The 22,964-nt window shown below is 70.5% G+C and carries 20 protein-coding genes; all 20 read right to left on the reverse strand.

Annotation, left to right across the window (positions count from 1 at the left end):
- Nucleotides 1–51: 51 nt before the first annotated feature.
- Nucleotides 52–678: a response regulator gene (locus ACFY7H_RS06615; RefSeq protein WP_388934046.1), complete on the reverse strand. Its 627-nt coding sequence runs from the start codon at nucleotides 676–678 to the stop codon at nucleotides 52–54.
- The gene (locus ACFY7H_RS06620; RefSeq protein ID WP_388934049.1) at nucleotides 675–1,838 is read right to left on the reverse strand and encodes a sensor histidine kinase; all 1,164 of its coding nucleotides are present in this window, start codon (nucleotides 1,836–1,838) and stop codon (nucleotides 675–677) included. Before ACFY7H_RS06620 ends, ACFY7H_RS06615 begins: the two co-directional genes overlap by 4 nt.
- A gap of 4 nt (nucleotides 1,839–1,842) precedes the next feature.
- On the reverse strand, nucleotides 1,843–2,607 hold the full coding sequence (locus tag ACFY7H_RS06625) for an ABC transporter permease (protein WP_388934052.1): 765 nt from the start codon (nucleotides 2,605–2,607) through the stop codon (nucleotides 1,843–1,845).
- Nucleotides 2,604–3,560 (reverse strand): ABC transporter ATP-binding protein, encoded by a 957-nt coding sequence (locus tag ACFY7H_RS06630; protein WP_388934055.1) that lies wholly within the window; start codon nucleotides 3,558–3,560, stop codon nucleotides 2,604–2,606. Before ACFY7H_RS06630 ends, ACFY7H_RS06625 begins: the two co-directional genes overlap by 4 nt.
- A 188-nt stretch (nucleotides 3,561–3,748) precedes the next feature.
- Entirely contained in the window at nucleotides 3,749–5,596 is a 1,848-nt protein-coding gene (locus ACFY7H_RS06635) for a hypothetical protein (RefSeq protein ID WP_388934058.1), read from the reverse strand.
- 352 nt (nucleotides 5,597–5,948) lie between these two features.
- Nucleotides 5,949–6,332 carry a DUF6113 family protein gene (locus ACFY7H_RS06640; RefSeq protein ID WP_388934061.1) on the reverse strand — a complete coding sequence of 128 codons (384 nt, stop codon included), beginning with the start codon at nucleotides 6,330–6,332 and terminating at the stop codon, nucleotides 5,949–5,951.
- Nucleotides 6,329–7,228 carry an N-acetyl-1-D-myo-inositol-2-amino-2-deoxy-alpha-D-glucopyranoside deacetylase gene (gene mshB, locus ACFY7H_RS06645; protein WP_388934063.1) on the reverse strand — a complete coding sequence of 300 codons (900 nt, stop codon included), beginning with the start codon at nucleotides 7,226–7,228 and terminating at the stop codon, nucleotides 6,329–6,331. The genes ACFY7H_RS06640 and mshB overlap by 4 nt, the downstream gene beginning before the upstream one ends.
- Before the next feature lie 23 nt (nucleotides 7,229–7,251).
- The gene (locus tag ACFY7H_RS06650; RefSeq protein ID WP_007266329.1) at nucleotides 7,252–7,446 is read right to left on the reverse strand and encodes a hypothetical protein; all 195 of its coding nucleotides are present in this window, start codon (nucleotides 7,444–7,446) and stop codon (nucleotides 7,252–7,254) included.
- 436 nt (nucleotides 7,447–7,882) lie between these two features.
- Nucleotides 7,883–8,944 (reverse strand): ABC transporter ATP-binding protein, encoded by a 1,062-nt coding sequence (locus ACFY7H_RS06655; protein WP_388934067.1) that lies wholly within the window; start codon nucleotides 8,942–8,944, stop codon nucleotides 7,883–7,885.
- Complete coding sequence (locus tag ACFY7H_RS06660) at nucleotides 8,937–9,911, reverse strand: ABC transporter ATP-binding protein (RefSeq protein WP_388934069.1); 975 nt, start codon at nucleotides 9,909–9,911, stop codon at nucleotides 8,937–8,939. The genes ACFY7H_RS06655 and ACFY7H_RS06660 overlap by 8 nt, the downstream gene beginning before the upstream one ends.
- A gap of 15 nt (nucleotides 9,912–9,926) precedes the next feature.
- Entirely contained in the window at nucleotides 9,927–10,961 is a 1,035-nt protein-coding gene (locus ACFY7H_RS06665; RefSeq protein WP_388934072.1) for an ABC transporter permease, read from the reverse strand.
- The gene (locus ACFY7H_RS06670) at nucleotides 10,954–11,877 is read right to left on the reverse strand and encodes an ABC transporter permease (RefSeq protein ID WP_388934075.1); all 924 of its coding nucleotides are present in this window, start codon (nucleotides 11,875–11,877) and stop codon (nucleotides 10,954–10,956) included. The genes ACFY7H_RS06665 and ACFY7H_RS06670 overlap by 8 nt, the downstream gene beginning before the upstream one ends.
- Before the next feature lie 31 nt (nucleotides 11,878–11,908).
- Nucleotides 11,909–13,540: an ABC transporter substrate-binding protein gene (locus ACFY7H_RS06675; protein ID WP_388934078.1), complete on the reverse strand. Its 1,632-nt coding sequence runs from the start codon at nucleotides 13,538–13,540 to the stop codon at nucleotides 11,909–11,911.
- Between the two features lie 105 nt (nucleotides 13,541–13,645).
- Nucleotides 13,646–14,587, reverse strand: coding sequence for a GNAT family N-acetyltransferase (locus ACFY7H_RS06680; protein ID WP_388934081.1), 942 nt, complete (start codon nucleotides 14,585–14,587; stop codon nucleotides 13,646–13,648).
- Nucleotides 14,588–14,764: 177 nt separating this feature from the next.
- Nucleotides 14,765–15,811, reverse strand: coding sequence for an ABC transporter ATP-binding protein (locus ACFY7H_RS06685; RefSeq protein ID WP_388934083.1), 1,047 nt, complete (start codon nucleotides 15,809–15,811; stop codon nucleotides 14,765–14,767).
- Nucleotides 15,804–16,859, reverse strand: a complete 1,056-nt coding sequence (locus ACFY7H_RS06690; RefSeq protein ID WP_388934086.1) for an ABC transporter ATP-binding protein — start codon at nucleotides 16,857–16,859, stop codon at nucleotides 15,804–15,806. The genes ACFY7H_RS06685 and ACFY7H_RS06690 overlap by 8 nt, the downstream gene beginning before the upstream one ends.
- Nucleotides 16,860–16,872: 13 nt before the next feature.
- Nucleotides 16,873–17,832, reverse strand: coding sequence for an ABC transporter permease (locus ACFY7H_RS06695; protein WP_388934089.1), 960 nt, complete (start codon nucleotides 17,830–17,832; stop codon nucleotides 16,873–16,875).
- Complete coding sequence (locus ACFY7H_RS06700; protein WP_388934092.1) at nucleotides 17,825–18,772, reverse strand: ABC transporter permease; 948 nt, start codon at nucleotides 18,770–18,772, stop codon at nucleotides 17,825–17,827. The genes ACFY7H_RS06695 and ACFY7H_RS06700 overlap by 8 nt, the downstream gene beginning before the upstream one ends.
- A gap of 95 nt (nucleotides 18,773–18,867) precedes the next feature.
- Nucleotides 18,868–20,490: an ABC transporter substrate-binding protein gene (locus tag ACFY7H_RS06705; protein WP_388934094.1), complete on the reverse strand. Its 1,623-nt coding sequence runs from the start codon at nucleotides 20,488–20,490 to the stop codon at nucleotides 18,868–18,870.
- Nucleotides 20,491–20,916: 426 nt separating this feature from the next.
- Nucleotides 20,917–22,821 (reverse strand): translational GTPase TypA, encoded by a 1,905-nt coding sequence (typA, locus tag ACFY7H_RS06710; RefSeq protein ID WP_388934096.1) that lies wholly within the window; start codon nucleotides 22,819–22,821, stop codon nucleotides 20,917–20,919.
- Nucleotides 22,822–22,964: the final 143 nt, after the last annotated feature.

A 22,964-nucleotide genomic window follows, 5' to 3' on the forward strand; every position in this document is an offset into this window, starting at 1 on the left:
GGCCGGCGCCGGGAGGCCGCGCGGGCCGTGGCGCGTGGGAGCGGGACAGGCCTACAGCCAGCCCTTCTCCCGGGCCACGCGGACCGCTTCGGCGCGATTGCGGGCGGCGAGCTTCTGGATGGCCGTCGAGAGGTAGTTGCGGACCGTGCCCTGGGAGAGGCCGAGGCCGGCCGCCAGTTCGGCGTTGGTCGCGCCGGATTCCGCCGCCCGCAGGACCTCCCGCTCGCGGTCCGTCAGCGGGTTCGCCCCCTCCGCCAGGGCCGCCGCCGCGAGGGTGGGGTCAATGACCCGCTCCCCCCTCAGGACCCTGCGTACCGCGTCGGCGAGCTGGGCCGCCGGGGCGTCCTTGACCAGGAATGCCGAGGCGCCCGCCTCCATCGCGCCCCGGAGGTAGCCGGGGCGGCCGAAGGTGGTCAGGATGACGATCTTGAGGTCGGGGAGGGCGGCCCGCAGCTGCGCGGCCGCCTCGATGCCCGTCATTCCCGGCATCTCGATGTCCAGCAGCGCGACGTTCACGTCATGGGCCCGGGCCGCCTCCAGCACATCGTCGCCACGGGCGGCCTGGGCCAGCACCTCGATGTCGGGCTCCAGCCCGAGGAGGGCCGCGAGGGCTTCCCGCACCATCGACTGGTCCTCGGCCAGCAGGATCCGGATGGGGGCGGCGCCTGGTTCGCTCATGACCCGGATCCTAGGGGGACCCGCGCCAGCAGGCGGAAGCCGGTCCTGCCCGCCGGGCCCGCCGACAGGCTGCCGCCGACCGCCTCCAGACGTTCGGTCAGGCCGGTCAGGCCGTTGCCGGGGACGGCGGGGCCGCCCGTGCCGTCGTCGGACACCGTCAGCTCCACGACCGGGCCCGCCAGGGTCTGCTGGGTGGTCAGGGTGACCGTGCACCGCCGGCCCCCGCTGTGCCGGACCACGTTCGTCACCGCCTCACGCAGCGACCACGCCAGGGCGGACTCCGCCTCGTCCGGGAGCGGGACGTCCTCGAAGCCGGCCGGGAGGTCCGCCGCCACGCCCGCGGCGGCCAGCGCCGTGCGCGCGCCGGCGAGTTCGCCGGGCAGCGTCGGCCGCCGGTATCCGCTGACGGCCTCCCGTACGTCGACCAGCGCCTGCCGGCTGACCCGCTCGATGTCCGCCACCTGCTGGGCGGCCCGCTCGGGCTGTCCGGGCAGCATCCGGCCGGCCAGCTCGCTCTTGAGCGTGATCAGCGACAGCGAGTGGCCCAGCAGGTCGTGGAGGTCCCGGGCCATCCGCAGGCGCTCCTCGTTGGCCGCGAGCTGGGCCACCGTCGCACGGGCCTCGCGCAGTTCCACGGTCGTCCGGATCATCGCCCGGACCCCGACCATCGCGAAGCCGCCCATCAGGGCCGGGATCAGCAGCCCGGCCAGGTACTGGGTGCCGCCCGGCACCGCGAAGGCCACCAGCGTCAGCAGGGCGGTCGCGCCCGGCACGGTCCAGCGGGAGACCTCCCCCGGCAGGGCGGCACCGGAGGAGATGGACACGTACACGAAGAGCACCAGCCATTCGCGGCCCAGGGTCAGCGACAGCACGGAGGCCTGCGCGGCGAGCACCGCCAGGGAGAGCAGGACCCTGGGCACCGGCATCGACCTGGCGGTGCGGAAGACCAGCACCAGGTACCAGGAGGTGAAGGCCAGCAGGCCCAGGCCGCCGAGCAGCCGGGCCCAGGTGCCGTGCCCGCCGCTGATCAGGTCGGTGACGGGGGCGCTGAGGTAGAAGAGCCAGATGCCGATCCACAGGCTCTTCACCACCTTGTGGGTGGTGGTCTGCGGTGCCCGGCCGATCCGGTGCGGCCCGTCGGCCTCCTGTGTCAGCGTCACTGCCTCAAGCCTTCAGCGAGTCCTTGCGGTACAGCCAGGCGGCCGCACCGGTGAACAGTACGAAGTACACGGCGAGGATCGCCACGTCCTCGGCGTGCGGCGCGCCCCCGAGCTCGATGGCCTGGCCGAGACCGGCGTACGCGTGGGTCGGCAGCCACTCGCAGATGTCGCGGAGCCACGCGGGGAAGTTCGCGGTGGGCATCCACAGCCCGCCGAGGATGGAGAGGCCGAAGTAGAACAGCATGGTGATGGGGCGGACGTTGTCCCCGGTCGCCAGGTATCCGATGGCCACGCCGAGGGCGGCGAAGACCAGGCTGCCGGCCCAGATCGCACCGGTGAGGGCGAACCACTGCCAGGCGTCGAACCGTACGCCCTTGGCCGCCGCGGCGACGGCGAAGACGACCAGGATGGAGGGCAGCGACAGGACGCCCGCGCTGGCGGTCTTGGCGAGGACGTAGCCGTGTCCGGGCAGGGCGGTCAGCCGCAGCTGGCGCACCCAGCCCTTCTCCCGTTCCCTGGCGATGCGCTCGCTGTTGCCCATCAGGACGGCGGTCAGCGCACCGAAGGAGGCCATGGCGACCATGTAGAAGGCGGGCATGGCCAGTTCGGTGCCCATGACCTTCGTCGTGCCGTCCAGGGTGCCGCCGAGCATCAGGAAGAGCGCGGCCGGGTACACGACGGTGAAGAACAGGTACTTCTTGTTGCGCAGGGCGCGGGAGATCTCCAGCTCGACCAGCCGCAGGGTGCCGGTGTTGACCGAGTGCGTCATCGGGTGGCCTCCTCGGCCTCGGTGAGGGCGATGAAGGCCTGTTCCAGGCCGAGGCCGGCGACCTCCAGGTTGCGGGGGCGGAGCCCCAGCGTGTACACGGCGTGCACGGTGGCGTCGGCGTCGCGCGACTGGAGCCGTACGGTCGAGCCGGTCAGGTCGAAGGAGGTCAGGCCGGGCAGCGCGCGCAGCAGCCTCTCGTCGATCCCGCCGTCGAGGTCGAAGGCGACCTTGCGGGCACCGGCCCTGGCCTTGATCTCGGCGGCGGTGCCGTCGGCGAGGAGCCGGCCCTTGTTGAGGACCAGGACGCGGTCGGCGATCGCGTCCGCCTCCTCCAGGTAGTGGGTGGCGAACAGGACGGTGCGGCCCTGGGCGGCCTGTTCCCGCATGGTGGCCCAGAAGGCCTGGCGTGAGGTGACGTCCATGCCGGTGGTCGGCTCGTCGAGGACGATCAGGTCGTGGTGGCCGGAGGTGGCGAGCGCGAAGCGCACGCGCTGCTCCTGACCGCCGGAGAGCTTGTTGACCACGCGGCCGGCGATGTCCTCGATGCCGGCGCGGGAGAGCACCTCGTCCACCGGGTACGGGCGGGGGTGCAGGGCGCAGCCGAGGGACACGAGTTCGCGTACGGTCACGTCCTCCATGAGGCCGCCGCTCTGGAGCATGACGCCGACCCGGCCGGCGGCGATGGCCTCGCGGGGGGTGGTGCCGAAGAGGCGGACGGTGCCGGAGTCGGCGGGGCGCAAGCCGAGGAGGAGGTCGAGGGTGGAGGACTTGCCCGCGCCGTTGGGGCCGAGGAGCGCGACGGTCTCCCCCGGGTGGAGTGTGAGGGAGAGGCCGTCGACCGCCCGGACCCGGCCGTAGCTCTTGGTCACGTCCCGGAAGCTCACCACGATGCCGGTCTCGCCGGATCCGCCCGCGGGGCCCGGGGCGGCGGGATGTGCCGCTGTCGTCGTCATGGCTCAAGGTTCGCCCGTACGGGGGTGGGCGCGGCAGTGTCGCCCGTCGTGACTCCCGCATGACGGATGTCATGCGGTGGAGGTGACGGGCCTGGTCGGGCGGGGTGCCGGAAGGCCGCGAAGCCCCTTCCCGGGGCGGGAGGGGGCTTCGCGTGGGGGCCGTGCGGGGGCCCGGTCGGGCGGGCCGGTCAGCTCGGGTTGGTGTCGATGGTGACGGTCCGCTCGGCGGGGGTCTTGCCGATCAGGGCCCGGCCGAGGGCGCCCGCGACGTCCTGCGGGGTCACGGGAGTCTTGGCGCCGGTGCCCCGGGTGATCAGGATGCCGTCGAAGGTGTTCCCGTAGGTCGCCTTCAGGGCTTCCAGGTCGTACTTCTCGACGAGGCGTCCGTCCACGGCCGACATGCTGAGGATCTTCGGCAGGGACTTGGCGCCGAAGGCGATGGACTTGGTGCCCGCCTTGACCGTGGCGTTGCCGGACATGGCGGGTTCCGCGAACTCCTTCATGGCCCGGTCCAGTTCGGTCTGGGTGACCGTGGGTTCCTTCTTGGCGACGGGGAGTTCGACGGTGGGGGCCTTGCCGTTGGCGACGAGCTCCCGGAAGGCCTTGGTGACCTTGTCGACGGAGCCGTCGACGTCGAGGCCGTCGCCGGCCTTGCCGGGGACGGCGACGGCCTTGCCGGTCTCGAACTTGATGGTGGCCTCGGAGGCCGATCCGGCGGTGCCGGCCAGCTCCTGGAGGGAGACCCGCAGCTTCTCCTCGTCGACCGGCATGACGGCGGTGGCCGTGCGTTCGACCCCGAAGAGCGAGCCGATGACGGTCACGGGGTTGTAGTCGCTGCCGGTGGCGTTGCGGACGGTGGTCTGGCTGTCGAGGGTCAGGCCGGCCTTCTCGGGCTTCAGCTCGACCGTCTTGCCGCCGACGCTGAGCTGGAGCGGGGCGGCGGCGCGCTTGCCGAAGGCGGTCTGGAGCTTGGCGACGGCGTCGTCACGGGTGCCGCTGATGTCGACGCCGAGGACGGTGGTGCCCTTGGGGACGTCGGAGTGGTTCATCAGCAGACCGGCGCCGTAGGCCACGCCCGCGAGGACGACGATGCCGCCGCCCAGCAGGACCAGCTTGGAGCGGCCCTTCTTGGCGGGCTTGCCGGCCGGTGTGCCCTTGCCGGACTTGCCGGCCGGCGCGGGCGCCTGCCGGGTCTGGCGCGGTGGCTGCGGGCCGGGCGGCGGGGCGGCGGGGCCGGGCGCGGGGACCGGGGTGGGGGCGGGGGCGGGGGCCGCGGCGGCCGGGGCGGCGAAGACCTCGGGGCCGGGCCAGCTCGGGGTCTCCTCGGCGCCGAAGGGTGCGGTGCCCAGCGCGGGTCCACCGGTCGGCCCGGCCGGCTCCGCGAAGGCGGGGAAGGCCTCCGTGACGGGGCCGTTGTCGTACCCGGCGTACCCCTGGGGCGCGCCGGCTCCGGGGCCGCCGACGGCGGGGGCCGGTGCGAAGCCGGCTCCGCTGCCGTACGCGGCCGGGGGCTGCGGGCGCCCGGGGTCGGCCGGGGGCGCGAAGCCCGCACCGGTGCCGGTGGGCGCGGCGGAGCCGTAGCCCGCGCCGGGAGCACCGGGCGCGTGCGAGCCGGGAGCGCCGGGCGCAGGGGCGGGGGCGGGGGCCGCCTCGGGCGCGGGCGTCGCCGCCGGCGGGGGCGTCGCCGCCTTGCGCGGGGCGAACCAGCCGCTGGCCGGCTCCTCTGCGGGCGCGGGGGCGGGCTCGGGTGCGGGGGCGGACTGCCCGCGGGCCGGGGCCGCGGCCGTGGGGAGCGCGGGAGCCGGCGCCGCGGGCCGTGCCTGCGCGGCGGGGCGGCGCTCGGGCGTGCGCGGGGTCTCGGCCCGGTCCGGCCCGGCGGCGGCCGGGGACGCGTCCTGGCCGCCGTCCTTGACGGGTTTGCGTACGACCACGGGCGGGATCGGCCGGGAACCGGGGATGTTGATGCGGATCCGGGTCGTCAGGTGGGTCTCTGTCTTCGGCCCGTCGGTGTCGGGCGTGGACGGGTTCGAGGTCACAGGGTTCTCCTCCGGGGCGGTCGCGGCGCCGGGACCGGGTGGCACGGACGGATACTGGCCGGTTCCATACGGCGGCGTACCCGAGGGGTAGGCGGCTCCACCGTGCCCTTGGGGCCCGGGGGACGAACTGTCGGTTTCACGACTCAAGGCAGGTTCTCCCGGTTGGCTCCGCCGCCCGTCATTCCGTGCGCGGGCAGCTCGGCGGCCCGTCCACCATACTGGCCGCCGCCCGTGCGCAACTGTCGGGCAGGAATCCCGGGTTCCTCTTCTGCTTCCGCACGCCCCCGGGCGAGGGCCCGTCAAACCCCCGCAACACGTCCCCGATCGGCGGGTGCGGGTGTTCCGGGCCCCGTTATCCGCGGGACTTGGCGGCCGGATCCGGCCCCTGCGCGGAGCCGCGCATCGTGGCGCAGATCACAGCGGCGGCACTTCCGCCCAAAAGGTATGCGTACATGCCGATCCCGGAGGAACCGAGCAGGAAGTCCCCTTCGGGGCGGGGGAGGCTGAGGACGACGTAGGAGAGGAACCATCCGGCCGCGCCCGCGCCCACGCCGGGTCCCGCGCCGACGGCGATCCGGCCCGCGAGGAACACCCCGCAGAGGGCGAGCAGCGCCAGCAGCAGGCCGGACGGGAACCACAGGTCGACCACGAGCCAGCCGGCCGCGCCGGTGAGCGCGCCCGCGACGAGCAGGCCGAGCAGGGCGGCGACGCGCCCCGGGGTCAGCGCGGTGGTCACGCCTCCACCCCCGCGAAGAGGTCCCGCTCGCGTTCGCCGGCCGGCGCGCCGGAGCGGCCGGCGGCCAACTCGTAGTACTCCCGGGCGAACAGCGGCTGTCCCAGGTCGTTGGAGAGCGCGAAGAAGGGGCCGTCCACCGCGATCTGGGTGAGGTGGGCCCGCATGGCGGCCGCCTTCGCCGCCACCAGGACGGTGGCGTCGCCCTCGTCGCCGATCTCGGCGGTGATCCGCTCGTCGGGGACCACCCCGGGCACGTCCCCGGGGGTCGCGATGCCCGGGAACGCGGTGCCCGCGGCGCGCAGCCGCTCGAAGCCCGCCTCGACCACCGAGACCGGTACGCGGTTCCAGTAGACCTTCGCGATGGCGTGCGCGGCGCCGAGCCCGGGGCGGTACGCGGCGTCGGCGGCCAGTTCCGCGCCGCGCATGGCGACCCGGTGGGCCTGGATGTGGTCGGGGTGGCCGTAGCCGCCGTCGGGGTCGTAGGTGACCAGGACCTGCGGGCGCAGCTCCCGGATCACCTCCACCAGGTACCCGGCGGCCTCGTCCAGGCCGGCCGACCAGAAGGAGCCGGGGCGGTCGTTCTGCGGGGCGCCCATCATCCCGGAGTCCCGGAAGCGGCCCGCGCCGCCGAGGAAGCGGTGGTCGGCGACCCCGAGTTCCTTCATGGCGGCGGCGAGCTCGCCGGCCCGGAAGGGGCCGAGGGCGTCGTCGCGGTCCGGCGCCAGGTGGGCCAGGTCCGCGGGGATGACCTCGCCCTCCTCGCCGAGGGTGCAGGTCACCAGCGTGACGTGGGCACCCTCGGCCGCGTACTTGGCCATGGTGACGCCGTTGTTGATCGACTCGTCGTCCGGGTGCGCGTGCACGAGGAGCAGACGACGGGCGGGAAGACCGTTCATGGCCCCCAGCCTACGAGCACCGCCTACAGCTTGAGGCCACTGATCATGCTGGCCACGTTGGACGTCAGCTGGCTGAGGGTCGGCGCGACCGTGGAACTCGCCAGGTAGAACCCGAGCAGTACGCAGACGAACGCGTGCCCCGCCTTCAGACCCGACTTCCGGACCAGCAGGAAGACGACGATCGCCAGCAGCACCACGGCCGAGATCGAGAGTGCCACGGCGTTTCACCTCCACGTCGAGCGGACATCGGTATGCGTACTCGTGCTCGGCGCATTCATACCCACCGTGCGCTACGGATCATAACTATCCGTACCAGCGCATCGATCGAATTCCGGCAGCACGAGGGGCGCATGCCGCGCACGGCGGGGGCACACGGGGACCGGCCGGGAGGGCTGCACGCCCTCCCGGCCGGCTGTCGGCACCCGCACGGCCGTACGTGGCCCAGACTGCACGCCTCAGATCTCGGGGCAGAAACGGTCAAGTTGCCTCCGCGTTAAACCGGTTGGCACCCGTACGGCCCGGGCGGACCTCCCCGCGCGGGGTGGCTGGAAATCATCGCTCACCGGACATCCCGACCGCTCGCTTCCAGCCGGAGCGAGCCGCCCGGCGGACCCGGCGGCCGGCCCGGCCCCGGGTCGGCGCCGGTGGCGGCGGCTACTGTCCCGTCAGCGGGGCCGGCGGGGGCGGGAGTTCGCCGGGAGCCGGTACCACCTGCTTCTCGGCCGCGAAGTGGCAGGCCGAGGGGTGGGCGGCCGGACCCCCGGGGAACGCCTCGGGGACGGCCAGCGGCGGGACCTCCGTCGCACAGCGGGTTTCGGCCTTCCAGCAGCGGGTGCGGAAGGGGCAGCCCGAGGGCGGATTGGCCGGGGAGGGCACGTCGCCGGAGAGGATGATCCGCTCCCGGTGGGCGCGGGCCTGCGGGTCGGGCACGGGCACGGCGGACAGCAGCGCCTGGGTGTAGGGGTGGGTGGGGTGGTCGTAGATCTCGGTGTCGGTGCCGATCTCGACGACGCGGCCCAGGTACATGACCCCGACCCGGTCGGAGATGTGCCGGACGATCGAGAGGTCGTGCGCGATGAAGACGTACGAGAGGCCGAACTCGTCCTGGAGGCGCGCCAGCAGGTTGATGACCTGCGCCTGGACGGAGACGTCGAGGGCGGACACCGGCTCGTCCGCGACGATGACCTCCGGCCGGAGCGCGAGGCCGCGGGCGATGCCGATGCGCTGGCGCTGGCCGCCGGAGAACTGGTGCGGGTAGCGGTTGATGTACTCCGGGTTCAGGCCCACCACGTCCAGTAGCTCCTGGACCTTGCGGCGCCGGTCGCCCTTCGGAGCCACCTCGGGGTGGATCTCGTACGGCTCGCCGATGATGTCGCCGACCGTCATGCGCGGGTTCAGCGAGGTGTACGGGTCTTGGAACACCATCTGGATGTTGCGGCGGACCGCCTTCAGGGCGCGGCCCGAGAGCTTGGTGATGTCCTCGCCCTTGTACGAGATCGCGCCGGCTGTGGGGCGTTCCAGGTTGACGAGCATCCGGGCGACGGTGGACTTCCCGCAGCCGGATTCGCCGACGATGCCCAGGGTCTCCCCCGGGGCGAGGGCGAAGGAGACCCCGTCGACGGCCTTGACCGCGCCGACCTGCTTCTTGAAGAGGATGCCCCGGGTCAGCGGGTAGTGCTTGACCAGGTCGCGGACCTCCAGGATGGGCTCAGGCACCGAGGCACTCCTTCCAGAAGAAGCAGGCGCTGGCCCGCTCGGGGGCGACCTCCGCGAGCGGCGGGACCTCGGTCCGGCAGACGGGCCGGGCCATCGGGCAGCGCGGGTTGAAGGCGCAGCCGGGCGGGATGGCCAGCAGGTTCGGCGGCAGGCCCTTGATGGCGTAGAGCTCCTGGCCCTTCTGGTCCAGGCGCGGGATCGAGTCGAGCAGGCCCCGGGTGTAGGGGTGGGCGGGGGCCCGGTAGATCTCGTGGACGGGGGCCGCCTCGACGATCCGGCCCGCGTACATGACGGCGATCTTGTCGGCCACGTCGGCGACGACGCCGAGGTCGTGGGTGATCAGGATCAGGCCCATGTTCATCTCGCGCTGGAGCTCGGCGAGCAGGTCCATGACCTGGGCCTGGACGGTGACGTCGAGGGCCGTGGTCGGCTCGTCGGCGATGATCAGGGAGGGTTCCAGGGCGAGCGCCATCGCGATCATGATGCGCTGGCGCATACCGCCGGAGAACTGGTGCGGGTAGTCGCCCACCCGCTGTTTCGCGGCCGGGATCCTGACCCGGTCCATCAGTTCCACGGCCTTGGCGCGGGCGTCCTTGCGGGACGTCCCGCGGTGGACCTCGAACATCTCGCCGAGCTGGGCGCCGACGCTGAGGACGGGGTTGAGGGAGGACAGGGCGTCCTGGAAGATCATCGCCATGTCGGCGCCGCGGATCCGGCGGCGCTCCTCCTCCTTCATCCTCAGGAGGTCCTTGCCCTTGAAGAGGATCTCGCCGCCCGCGATCCGGCCCGGCGGGACGTCGAGGATCCCCATCACGGCCTGGGCGGTGACCGACTTGCCCGAGCCGGACTCGCCGAGCACGGCGAGGGTCTCGCCCTCGTCCACCGAGTAGTTCACCCCGTTGACGGCCTTGGCGACTCCGTCGCGCGTGGTGAACTCCACGTGGAGGTCGCGGACTTCGAGCAGCATCTGGCGGCTCACTCCCTAGCGCAGCTTGGGGTCGAGGGCGTCGCGCACCGCGTCGCCGAGCATGATGAAGGCGAGCACGGTCAGGCTCAGGGCCGCCGCCGGCCAGAGCAGCATGTGCGGGGCGTTGCGGATCTGGGTGGCGGCGTTGGAGATGTCGATGCCCCAGGAGACGGTGGGCGGGCGCAGGCCCACGCCGAGGAAGGACAGGGTGGCCTCGAGGGCGATGTAGGTGCCCAGCGCGATGGTCGCGACGACGATGACGGGGGCGACGGCGTTGGGGGCGACGTGGCGCAGCAGCATGCGGGCGTTGCCGGCGCCGAGGGCCCGGGCGGCCTGGACGTAATCGTTCTGCTTGGCGGTGATGACCGATCCGCGGGCGATGCGGGCGAGCTGCGGCCAGCCGAGCAGCACGATGAAGCCGACGACGGGCCACACGGTGGTGCTGGTGACCACGGACAGGAAGACCAGGCCGCCGAGGACGACGGGGATCCCGAAGAAGACGTCGGCGACCCGGGAGAGCAGGGCGTCGCCCCAGCCGCCGAAGAAGCCGGCGAGTCCGCCGAGTACGGATCCCAGCAGGGCGGCGCCGACGGTCGCGCAGACGCCGACGGTGATGGAGGCGCGGGCGCCGTGGACGGTGCGGGTGTAGACGTCGCAGCCCTGGGTGTCGTACCCGAAGGGGTGCCCGGGGGCGGAGCCCTGCTGCGATTTGGACAGGTCGCACTGGAGGGGGTCGCCGCTCGCGATGAGCTGGGGCCACAGGGCGATGGCGACGAGGAAGAGGATGAGCAGCGCCGAGACGATGAAGACGGGGTTGCGGCGCAGCTGGTGCCAGGCGTCGGACCACAGGGAGCGGGCCTTCTCCCGGGGGCCGGCGGGGCCGGCCGGTCCGGACCCCTTGGTGACGCCTTCCACGCTCTCGGCCTCCTGGAGGGCCAGGTCCATGGCCCCGCCCTGGCCGGTGGGTGACATCGCCTCGCGGGGGCGAGGGCCCACCGGGTCGTAGCCTCCGGGACCGCCGGGGCCTTCGGGGCTCTCGGGCTCAGGCATAACGGATCCTCGGGTCCAGGACCGCGTAGAGCAGGTCGACGAGCAGGTTCGCCACCAGGAAGACGATGACGAGGATGGTGACGAAGCCGACCACGGTGGGCGAGTTGTTGCGCAGGATGCCCTGGTAGAGCTGGTAGCCGACGCCGTGGATGTTGAAGATCCGCTCGGTGACGATGGCGCCGCCCATCAGGGCGCCGATGTCGGTGCCGATGAAGGTGACCACCGGGATCAGGGAGTTGCGCAGCAGGTGGCGGGTGATGACCCGGCGGCGCGGCAGGCCCTTGGCGACGGCGGTGCGGACGTAGTCGGCCTTGACGTTCTCGGCGATGGAGGTCCGCGAGAGCCGGGTGACGTACGCGAGGGAGACCAGGGCGAGGACGACGCCGGGCAGGATCAGCTCGGCGAAGGGGGCGTCCGGGGAGACGGTGGGGCGTACCCAGCCCCAGGTGACGCCGAAGAGGAACTGGAGCAGGTAGCCGGTGACGAAGGTGGGCACGGAGATGACGACGAGGGTGAGCACCAGCAGGGACGTGTCGACGGCCCTGCCCCGGCGCAGTCCGCTGACCACGCCGAGGGTGATGCCGACGAGGATCTCGATGGCGATGGCGACCAGGGTCAGGCGCAGGGTGACGGGGAAGGCGGTGGCCATCAGCTCGGTGACCCGCTGGCCGTTGAAGGCCGTGCCGAAGTCGCCCTTGAAGATCTGCCCCATGTAGTGGACGTACTGCTCCCACAGCGGGCGGTCGAGGTACAGGTCCTTGCGGATCCGCGCGGCCGTGGCGGGGTCGGGCGCCTTGTCCCCGAAGAGGGCCGCGACCGGGTCGCCGAGCGCGTAGACCATGATGAAGATCAGGAAGGTGCTGCCGATGAACACGGGGATCATCTGGAGCAGCCGCCGGATCACGTAACGTCCCATGGACTGCTCCAGGATCGATCCGTCGGAGTGGTCAGCTGACCTTGATCTCGTTGTAGACCGGGACGCTGAACTGGTTCAGGGCGACGTCGGAGATCCGCTCGGAGTGCCCGGCGCTGCCGTTCTGGTACCAGAGGGGGATCGACGGCATCTGTTCGGCGAGGATCTTCTCCGCGTCCTGGAAGGAGCCGATGGCCTTGGCGGCGTCGGTCTCCTGGTTGGCCTGGTCGACGAGCCGGTCGAAGTCCGGGTTGCTGAACTTGCCGTAGTTGGAGGAGGCGCCCGTGTAGTACAGCGGCTGGAGGAAGTTCTGGATCAGCGGGTAGTCGGCCTGCCAGCCGGAGCGGAAGGGGCCGGTGAGCTTGTAGGAGCTCTGCTGGTTGCGGAAGTCGGCGAAGGTGCCGATGGGGTTGACGGTGCAGACCGGACCCTCGCCGAGGGCGTTGTTGACGCTGTTGCAGACGGCGTCCATCCAGTCGCGGTGCGAGCCGGTGTCCACGTTCGAGGTGAGGGTCATCTTGCCGCCGGGCAGGCCGCCGCCCTCCTGGATGAGCTTCTTGGCCTGGGCGGGGTCGTACGTACAGGCGTCGCCGCAGAGGGTGGACGTGAAGCCGCCCTTGTCGCCGAGGGCCGGGGAGGTCCAGTCCTTGGCCGGGGTGCGGGTCTCGCGGAAGATCTGCTGGGTGATCTCCTCGCGGTTGATCGCCATCGAGATGCCCCGGCGGACCTTCTCCATGCCCTCCTTGCCCCACTGTGGGTCGTACAGGGGGAAGGTGAGGGTCTGGATGATGAGGGCCGGCTGGTTGATGTAGCGGTCCCCGAGGTCGTTCTTGACGTTCTTCAGCTGCTGCGCCGGGACGTCGTCGACGAGGTCGAGGTTGCCGGAGATCAGGTCCGTGTAGGCGGTGTTGTTGTCGGTGTAGACCTTGAGGTCCACGCCGCCGTTCTGCGCCTTGTCCTCCCCGGGGTAGCCCTCCCACTTGCGCAGCTTCATGCCGGTGCCCTTGGTGTACGAGTCCACCGTGTAGGGGCCGTTGCCGACGGGCTTGTCCAGCCAGGCGGTGTGCTCGGTGAAGAAGACCTTGGGGAGCGGGGAGAAGGCCTGGTAGCCGAGGGTTTCGGGCCAGGTGGAGAACTTGGACTTCAGGGCGACGGTGAAGGTCTTGGCGTCCTTGACGACCAGGCCGGACATGGTCTTGGCCTTGGGTTCGCCGCCGGCGGGGTGCACGTCGGCGTAGCCGACGATGTCGGCGAAGAAGGGCGCGTTGTTCTGCTTGTTGCGGACGTCCGCCGCGTAGTTCCAGGCGTCGACGAAGGACTGGGCGGTGACCGGCTCGTCGTTGCTGAACTTCCAGCCGTCCTTCAGGGTGATCGTGAAGTTCTGGCCGTCGGCGGTCTCGATCTTCTCGGCGACCATGTTCCTGGCCTCGCCGGTCTTGGCGTCGTAGCGCTTGAGGCCCCGGAAGAGCATGTCGAGCACCTTGCCGCCCTGCACCTCGTTGGTGTTGGCGGGCTCCAGCGGGTTCTGCGGGTCGCCCCAGGAGGAGCTGACGATGCCGTCCGCGCCGCCGCCACCGCCGCTGTCGCTCCCGCCGCCGCAGGCCGTCGCCGCGAGGGCGACGGCCACCGCACATGCGGCCCACTTGGCGTGGGTGGCTCCGCGCATGGACTGCCTCCTAGGGGTACCGGGACTCACTAGGGGCAATGTCACCCCATGTGAGCCCTCGCGCACGCCCCGTTGGACCGATTGCACCCTCGCGTCCCCCGCCTGTCACCCCTGCGAGTGCAACGGGAGCTCCCAGGTGTCGACCGCGTAGTGCAGGCCCATGCCGTGCGCCTCGTACAGCGCGAGGGCGCCGGTCTCGTTGAGGGTGTCCACGCCGAGGCCCAGGGTGCGGCGGCCACGGGCGGCGTAGGCGGCGAAGCCGTGGCGCAGGAGGTGGGCGCCGATGCCGCGGCCGCGCAGGTCCTCGCGTACGCCGAGGTGGCTGACCCAGGCCATGCTGGTGCGGTCGTCGCGGGTGACGAGGACGGCCGCGTCGCCCTTGCCGGACAGGCTCGCGATCCACACCAGCGACCAGTCCAGGGCGCGGCCGTCGATGTGGTCGAGCCAGGCCTCGTACGGGCGGTGCGCGTGCCCGAAGTGGGCGGCGAAGGTCTCCTCCACGAGGGCGTGGGCGCGGCGGCGGTCGGCCTCGTCGGCGGCGCAGTCGCGCAGGACGAGGCCCTCGGGCGGGGCGGGCGGGAGGTCCGCGGTGGGCGAGAGCCGGCGGGTCATCACCTGGTGGCGCCGGACGCCGCGGTAGCCGCGGCCGGTGAGGAGGGTGAGGTCGAGGGTGGGCCGGACGTTGAGCTGGATGCGAAGGCGGGCCGCGGCGCCGGCGCCGGAGGCCATCTTCCGGGCCCTGTCCTCCATCCGCCGCAGCAGGCGCAGGGCGGCTTCGCCGTGGCCGGGCAGGACGTAGTGGTCGCCGTCGATCCGGCCGGGTCCGGAGTCGGCCCAGACGAGGGCGTACGCGACGAGCCGGCCGCGCTGGAAGGCGAGCCAGGAGTCGGTGGCGAGGTCCACCTCTGGGTGGTTGAGGTCGGCCTCGACGGAGCCCAGGCCGGTCTCGGGTCTGCCGATCTCGATGACGTCGACGGCGTTGAGCAGTGCGCAGATGTCGGCGGCGTCCCCGGGCCCGGCCGGGCGGACGGTCAGCGTGTCGGTCATCCGCCCACTGTCGGCGGCGCGGGGGCGCGGCCGCAACGGACTTCGGGCCCCGGGTACGGGGCGGGCGGTGCGGGGCCGGGCGGGGCCGGGGGCGGTGCGGGCGGGAAACGCCGGGGCGCCCGGGACGGAGCTGCTGCTCCGTCCCGGGCGCCCGGGTACGCGTACGCCTCGCGGGGGTCAGACGGCCAGGACGGCCTTCTCCTCCGCGAAGTGACAGGCGGACTCGTGCGCGGCCGGGCTGGCGGAGCCCACGAAGCGCGTCGGGATCGCCAGCAGCGGCTCCTCCGTGGCGCACTTCTCCTCGGCCTTCCAGCAGCGGGTGCGGAAGCGGCAGCCCGAGGGCGGGTTGGCCGGGGAGGGGACGTCACCGGTGAGGATGATCCGCTCGCGGCCCTCACGGGCGTCCGGGTCCGGCACCGGCACGGCGGACAGCAGGGCCTGGGTGTACGGGTGGGTGGGGTGCTCGTAGATCTCGGCGTCGGTGCCGATCTCGGCCATCTTGCCCAGGTACATGACGCCCACGCGGTCCGAGATGTGCCGGACGATGGACAGGTCGTGCGCGATGAACACGTAGGAGAGGTCGAACTCGTCCTGGAGCTTGCCCATCAGGTTGATGACCTGCGCCTGCACCGACACGTCGAGCGCGGAGACCGGCTCGTCGCAGATGATGATCTCCGGGTTCAGCGCGAGGCCGCGGGCGATGCCGATGCGCTGGCGCTGGCCGCCGGAGAACTGGTGCGGGTAGCGGTTGATGTACTCCGGGTTCAGGCCCACCACGTCCAGGAGCTCCTGGACCTTGCGGCGCCGGTCGCCCTTCGGAGCCACCTCGGGGTGGATCTCGAACGGCTCGCCGATGATGTCGCCGACCGTCATGCGCGGGTTCAGCGAGGTGTACGGGTCCTGGAACACCATCTGGATGTTGCGGCGGACCGCCTTCAGGGCGGCGCCGGACAGCTTGGTGATGTCCTGGCCCTTGTAGAAGACCTCGCCGGCGGTGGCCTTCTCCAGGCTCATCAGCAGCTTGGCGACGGTGGACTTGCCACAGCCGGACTCGCCGACGATGCCGAGGGTCTCGCCCCGGTAGAGGTCGAAGGAGACGCCGTCGACGGCCTTGACCGCGCCGATCTGCTTCTTGAAGAGGATGCCCTGGGTCAGCGGGAAGTGCTTGACCAGGTTGCGCACCTGGAGGATCGGCTCGCCCCGGTCCTTGGTGAGGTCAGCCATGGATCTGCTCCTTCCAGAAGTGGCACGCGCTGCCGCGGCCGGGCAGCTCGGTGCCGTCCTGCTCGGTCACCTGGTGCAGGACCGGTACGTCGGTGCGGCAGACGTCCTGCGCCTTGGGGCAGCGCGGGTTGAAGGCGCAGCCCGGGGGGATGTTGAGCAGGTTGGGCGGCAGGCCCTTGATCGCGTAGAGCTCCTGGCCCTTCTGGTCCAGGCGCGGGATCGAGTCGAGCAGGCCGCGGGTGTACGGGTGTGCCGGGCGGCTGTAGATCTCGTGGACCGGGGCGGTCTCGACGATCCGGCCGCCGTACATGACGGCGATCTTGTCGGCCACGTCGGCGACGACGCCGAGGTCGTGGGTGATCAGGATCAGGCCCATGTTCATCTCGCGCTGGAGCTCCGCGAGCAGGTCCATCACCTGCGCCTGGACCGTCACGTCGAGGGCCGTGGTCGGCTCGTCGGCGATGATCAGGTCCGGCTCCAGGGCCATCGCCATCGCGATCATGATGCGCTGGCGCATACCGCCGGAGAACTGGTGCGGGTAGTCGCCCACGCGCGCCTTGGCGGCGGGGATCTTCACCCGGTCCATGAGCTCGACGGCCTTGGCGAGGGAGTCCTTCTTGGACATGCCCCGGTGGACCCGGAACATCTCGCCGAGCTGGGCACCGACGGTGTGCACCGGGTTCAGCGAGGAGAGCGCGTCCTGGAAGATCATCGCGATCTTCGAGCCGCGGACCTTGCGGAACTCCTCGGCCGGGAGCTTCAGCAGGTCCTGGCCCTGGAAGAGGATCTCACCCGAGGGGATCTTGCCGGGCGGCATGTCGAGGATGCCCATGATGGCCTGCGCCGTCACGGACTTGCCCGAGCCGGACTCGCCGAGCACGGCGAGGGTCTCGCCGGCGTCCACGGAGTACGAGACACCGTTGACGGCCTTGGCGACTCCGTCGCGGGTGTGGAACTCGACGTGCAGGTCGCGCACTTCGAGCAGGGGGGTCCCCTCCGGCGCCGAACGGGGCGCGGGGACGTTCGAGGTCTTGTCGATGGTGGTCAACGTACGCCCTTCCTCAGCGCAGCTTCGGGTCGAGGGCGTCGCGTACCGCGTCGCCGACCATGATGAATGCGAGCACCGTGATGCTCAGCGCGATCGACGGGAACAGCAGCACGTGCGGTGCCTGGAGCCAGCGGACGGAGGCGTCGCTGACCATCAGGCCCCAGGAGATCTCCGGGGGCTGGACACCGATACCGAGGTAGGACAGCGCCGCCTCGGCCGAGATGTACACACCCAGGCTGATCGCGCCGACCACGATGACGGGGGCGACGGCGTTCGGCAGGATGTGGCGGATCGTGATGCGCATGGTGCCGGCGCCCAGGGCGCGGGCGGCCACGACGTAGTCGTTGTTCTTGTTCTGCAGCACCGAGGACCGCATGATGCGGAAGATCTGCGGCCAGCCGAGGATCGCGAGCACCAGGGAGACGGTCCAGGCGTTGCCCGGGAGCGCCGACATGATCAGCATTCCGCCGAGCAGCAGCGGGATCGCGAAGAAGATCTCCGTGAAGCGGGACAGGAAGCTGTCCACGACGCCGCCGACCCAGCCGGCGATCAGACCGAGGGCACCGCCGACGATCAGTACGAGCGAGGTGGTGACGACGCCGACGATCACGGAGTTGCGGGCGGCCCACACGGTACGCGTGTAGACGTCGCAGCCCTGGATGTCATAGCCGAACCAGTGGGCGGCGCTCGGGGTCTTGAGCGAGTCCTCCAGTTTGCAGGCGCCCGCGTCGAACGGGGTGCCGTCGGTGAACAGCTGCGGCACGGCGGCCACGATCAGCAGGAACACCACGAGGGCGCCGCCGATGATGAAGATCGGGTTGCGGCGCAGGTCGTCGATGGCGTCGGACCAGAGGCTGGCCTCGCGGTCCTTCTTCTTCTTGCCCTGGACCTTGCCGGCCGGCGTGCCACCGGAGGCGGACGCGGCGGTCTGGGTGTCGGTCATCGAGTCCTCCACCGTATTCGTGTCACGCATAGCGGATCCTCGGGTCGAGCACGGCGTACAGCAGGTCCACAAGGAGGTTGGCGACGAGGTAGATGAGGACCAGGAGGGTCACACCACCCACGACGACGGCACCCTGCTTGAGGTAGACGGACTGGGCGAGCAGGCCGCCGAGTCCGTGCATGTTGAAGATGCGCTCGGTGATGACCGCACCGCCCATGAGGGAGCCGAGGTCGGCGCCGAGGAAGGTGACGATCGGGATCAGCGCGTTGCGCAGCGCGTGGTTGACCACGACGCGGCGGCGGGGCAGGCCCTTGGCCGTGGCGGTGCGCACGTAGTCCGCGCGCATGGTCTCCATCAGGCTGGTGCGGGTCAGTCGGGCGACGTACGCCAGCGAGGTGGACGCGAGCACCCAGGCCGGGAGGAGGTAGGCCTTGAGCCCGTCGTTCTCGTTGAAGGAGACGGAGAAGAGCTCGATGTCCCAGCTGTTCTTCAGCTGGACGCCGAGGGTCAGCTGGAGGACGAAACCGGTCACGAAGACGGGGATCGAGATGACCATCAGGGTGGAGATGAGGACCAGCTGGTCGAGGAACTTGCCGCGGCGCAGGGCGGCCATGATGCCGGCCGCGACACCGACGATGGCCTCGATGACGAAGGCGAAGATCGCGAGGTTCACCGTGTACGGGAACGCCTCGCCGATCATGTCGATGACCTTGCGCCCGGTCAGGGTCTCGCCGAGGTCACCCTGGAACACACCGGTGATGTAGTTCCAGTACTGCAGCAGGAACGGGTCGTCGAGGTGGTACTTCTCGCGCAGCATCGCGGCGACGATGGGGTCTGCCTTCTTCTCGCCGGCGAGGAGCTGAATCGGGTCAGCGCCGGGCATGGCGAAGGTCAGCAGGTAGATCAGGAACGTGGCGCCGATCAGAACAGGGATCGCCTGTATGAGTCGGCGGATGAGGTAGCGGCCCATCAGACCTCCAGCAAAGAACAGGGGGAAAGGGCGGGCATACGGAAACCTGATTCCGTATGCCCGCCCCCCGGAAATCCCCTAAGTGACGAGGGGTGTTAGTTGCGCTCGACGTTGGCCAGGTCCATGCGGCCCTGGGCGTCGACCTCGACGTTCTTCACGGACTTGGAGTAGGCCGCGGAGGACATGTACGTGAACACCGGGATGTACGGAAGGTCGCGGATGACGATGTCATCGGCCTTCTGGTACAGCTTCAGACCCTCGGCCGCATCGGTGGCCTTGTCGGCCTCCGCCATGACCTTCTCGAACTCGTCGTTACGGTAGTGGCCGTAGTTGGAGCCCTGCTCGATCGCGACCTTCGAGAAGACCGGACGCAGGTAGTTCTCCGCCGCCGGGTAGTCCATGGACCACGCCATGCGGAACGCGCCCTTGTACTTCGACGCCTGGAGGTCGTCCAGCATGTCACCGAACTTGGCGTACGGCTTGGCGGTGACCTCGATGCCGAGGTTCGCCTTCAGCTGGTTGGCGACGGCCTCGATCCACTCCTTGTGGCCGCCGTCGGCGTTGTAGCCGAGCTCGATCTTGTTGCCGGGGACACCGCCGGCCTTGTCGAAGAGCTCCTTGGCCTTGGTCGGGTTGTACTGGCCGAACTCGCCCAGCGCGCCCTTGCGGTAGCCCGGGATGATGGGGCTGATGAAGTCGTCGGCCGGCTTGCGGGTGCCGTTGAAGATGGTCTTCGTCAGCGTGTCCCGGTCGATGGCCATGGAGATGGCCTGACGGATCTCCAGCTTGCCGAACGCCTCGGGGTTCGTCTCGAGCGGGAGGCCGAGGTAGCCGACGGCCGACTCGGGCTTGTAGATGTAGCGGTCGCCGAACTCCTGGGAGACGGTGGCCATCGCGGAGATCGGGAGCTTGTCGACGATCTGGATGTTGTCGGCGCGCAGGTCGTTGTACGCCGTGTCCATGTTGTCGTAGATCTTGAAGGTGACGCCCGCGAGCTTCGCGCGGCCCTCGGCCGGGTACTTCTCGAAGCGCTTGACCTTGATCTGCTTGTTGTGCTCCCAGGCGCCGTCCATCTGGAAGGGGCCGTTGCCGATCGGGTTGTCACCGAACTTCTTCAGGTCGGTGGTCTCGAAGGCCTTCGGCAGCGGGTAGAAGGCGTTGTAGCCCAGCATGGTCTTGAACTGGGAGAACGGCTCCTTCAGCGTGACGGTGAAGGTGTTCTCGTCAACGACCTTGAGGCCCTTGAGCTCCTTGGCGGTGGGCTTCTTGCCCTTGCCCGGCGCGAGCTCGTCGGAGCCCTCGATCTTGGAGAAGAACGGGAGGCCCTCGGCCGCGTTCTCCTGGTTGGCGCCCCAGTTCCAGGCACGGACGAAGGACTGCGCGTCGACCTTCTCACCGTTGTGGAAGGTGCGGCCCTGCTTGACCTTGATGGTCCAGGTCTTCGAGTCCGTGGTCTCGATGGACTCGGCCGCGTCGAGCTTCGGCTCGTTGGTCTTGGTGTCGTAGTCGACCAGACCGTCGAAGAGCGCGTTGAGGACCTCGGCGCCCTCGGACTCGGCGGTGTTCTGACCCACCAGCTCGTGCTGCGGCTCGCCGAGCACAACCGTGATGTTGCCGCCCTTGCCCCCGGCGTCGTTGCTACCGGTGCTGCAGGCCGTCGCGGCCATGGCCACGATCACGGCACCCGCGACCCACTTGGCGCTCGTTGCTCCGCGCATGGGTATTTGCCTCCTCAGGAGTCACTGTCGATTCGTGAAGGACCCGGTTCCCGCTGACACCCCTGACAGCGAAATCCGGTCCCATCGTGTGTGCTCGTGAGTCGACGCTCCCCACAGCGTGTGACCCATTGACCCGAGCTCAATGGAGCCATCCTCAGGGACTGCCAGGCCGTAAACCACACTTACGTGGTCTCGTTTTCACAACATCACCGCATGACCAAAACCCGAAATCCGGACAAACGGATAGGAGACAGACACGTGCGAAACGGACGGTTAGCTCATCATCCGGAGCGTCACGGTCGGTATGCGGACATCAGAACGCAATAATCCGTTTGACAAACGCGAACGGCCCCTCCCCGCACCGGTCCGGTGGGGGGAGGGGCCGCTGTCAGCCGTACTGCTTTCGGCCAGAGTCCGACTCGCGTACTACTTGGCGGACTTGGCGCGCGACGCGGTGCGCGAGCGCTCCTTCTGGTCCAGGACGACCTTGCGGATGCGCACGGCCTCCGGGGTCACCTCGACGCACTCGTCGTCGCGGCAGAACTCCAGGGACTGCTCCAGGGAGAGCTTGCGCGGCGGGATCACGTTCTCCGTGTTGTCCGCCGAAGCCGCACGCATGTTGGTGAGCTTCTTCTCCTTGGTGATGTTCACGTCCATGTCGTCGGAGCGCGAGTTCTCGCCGACGATCATGCCCTCGTACACCTCGGTGCCGGGCTCGGTGAACAGGACGCCGCGCTCCTGCAGGTTGATCATCGCGAACGGCGTGACCGCACCGGCGCGGTCGGCGACCAGCGAACCGTTGTTACGGGTGACCAGCGGGCCGAACCACGGCTCGTGGCCCTCGTGGATCGAGTGGGCGATACCCGTACCGCGGGTGTTGGTCAGGAACTCCGTACGGAAGCCGATGAGGCCGCGGGACGGGACGACGAACTCCATGCGGACCCAGCCGGAGCCGTGGTTCGACATGTTGTCCATGCGGCCCTTGCGGACGCCCATGAGCTGCGTGACCGCGCCCATGTGCTCCTCGGGCACGTCGATCGTCATGCGCTCGACCGGCTCGTGCACCTTGCCGTCGATCTCCTGCGTGACGACCTGCGGCTTGCCGATGGTCAGCTCGAAGCCCTCGCGGCGCATCTGCTCGACCAGGATGGCGAGCGCGAGCTCACCACGGCCCTGGACCTCCCAGGCGTCCGGACGCTCGGTGTCCAGGACGCGCAGGGAGACGTTGCCGATCAGCTCGCGGTCGAGGCGGTCCTTGACCTGGCGGGCGGTGACCTTGCGGTCCTTGACCGCGGACTTCGCGTCCGCGCCCTTGCCCGTGCCGCCGCGGCCGACCATCGGGGAGGTGTTCGTGCCGATGGTCATGGAGATCGCCGGCTCGTCGACCGAGATCAGCGGAAGCGCGATCGGGTTCTCCGGGTCGGCGAGGGTCTCGCCGATCATGATGTCGGGGATACCGGCGACGGCGCAGATGTCACCGGGGCCGGCGACCTCGGCGGGCTTGCGGGTGAGCGCCTCGGTCATCATCAGCTCGGTGATGCGGACGTTGGAGATCGTCCCGTCGCGCTTGATCCAGGCCACGGTCTGGCCCTTGCGCAGCTCGCCCTGCTCGACGCGCAGCAGTGCGATGCGGCCGAGGAAGTTGTCGGCGTCCAGGTTGGTGACGTGGGCCTGAAGGGGGGCCTCCTCGTCGTACACCGGGGCCGGGACGTGCTCCAGGATGGTGGAGAAGAACGGCTCCAGGTTGTCGCTGTCCGCGGGGACGGTGCCGTCCTCCGGCTTGGTCAGCGAGGCGACGCCGTCACGGCCGCAGGCGTAGACGATCGGGAACTCGATCTGGTCCTCGTCGGCGTCCAGGTCCAGGAAGAGGTCGTACGTCTCGTTGACGACCTCGTCGATCCGGGAGTCCGGGCGGTCCGTCTTGTTGATGCAGAGGATGACGGGCATCCGGGCCTGGAGGGCCTTGCGGAGCACGAAGCGGGTCTGGGGCAGCGGCCCCTCGGAGGCGTCCACCAGCAGGACGACGGCGTCCACCATCGACAGACCGCGCTCGACCTCACCACCGAAGTCGGCGTGGCCGGGGGTGTCGATGATGTTGATCGTGATCGGGGCCCCGCCGTCCTTGGGGTGGTACTTCACCGCCGTGTTCTTGGCGAGGATCGTGATGCCCTTCTCACGCTCCAGGTCGTTCGAGTCCATCATGCGGTCGTCGAGCTGCTGGTGGGCGGCGAAGGCACCGGCCTGCTTGAGCATGGCATCGACGATGGTCGTCTTTCCATGGTCGACGTGGGCGACGATGGCGACGTTACGGATGTCGTGGCGCGTGGGCACTTCGGCGCTTCTCCCGGGATCGTGGATGGCGACGCGTACGGTCCGGCACGCGCGCCTCGACCGGGCGGAAAACCTGCCACGGCCTTACCCCATGGTACGTCGAATGGCGGGAACCGCCTGCCGGGGGGTCTGTCAAGGGGCCG

It is taken from the genome of Streptomyces sp. NPDC012794, from assembly GCF_042901085.1.
In the GTDB taxonomy this organism is placed as follows: Bacteria; Actinomycetota; Actinomycetes; order Streptomycetales; family Streptomycetaceae; genus Streptomyces.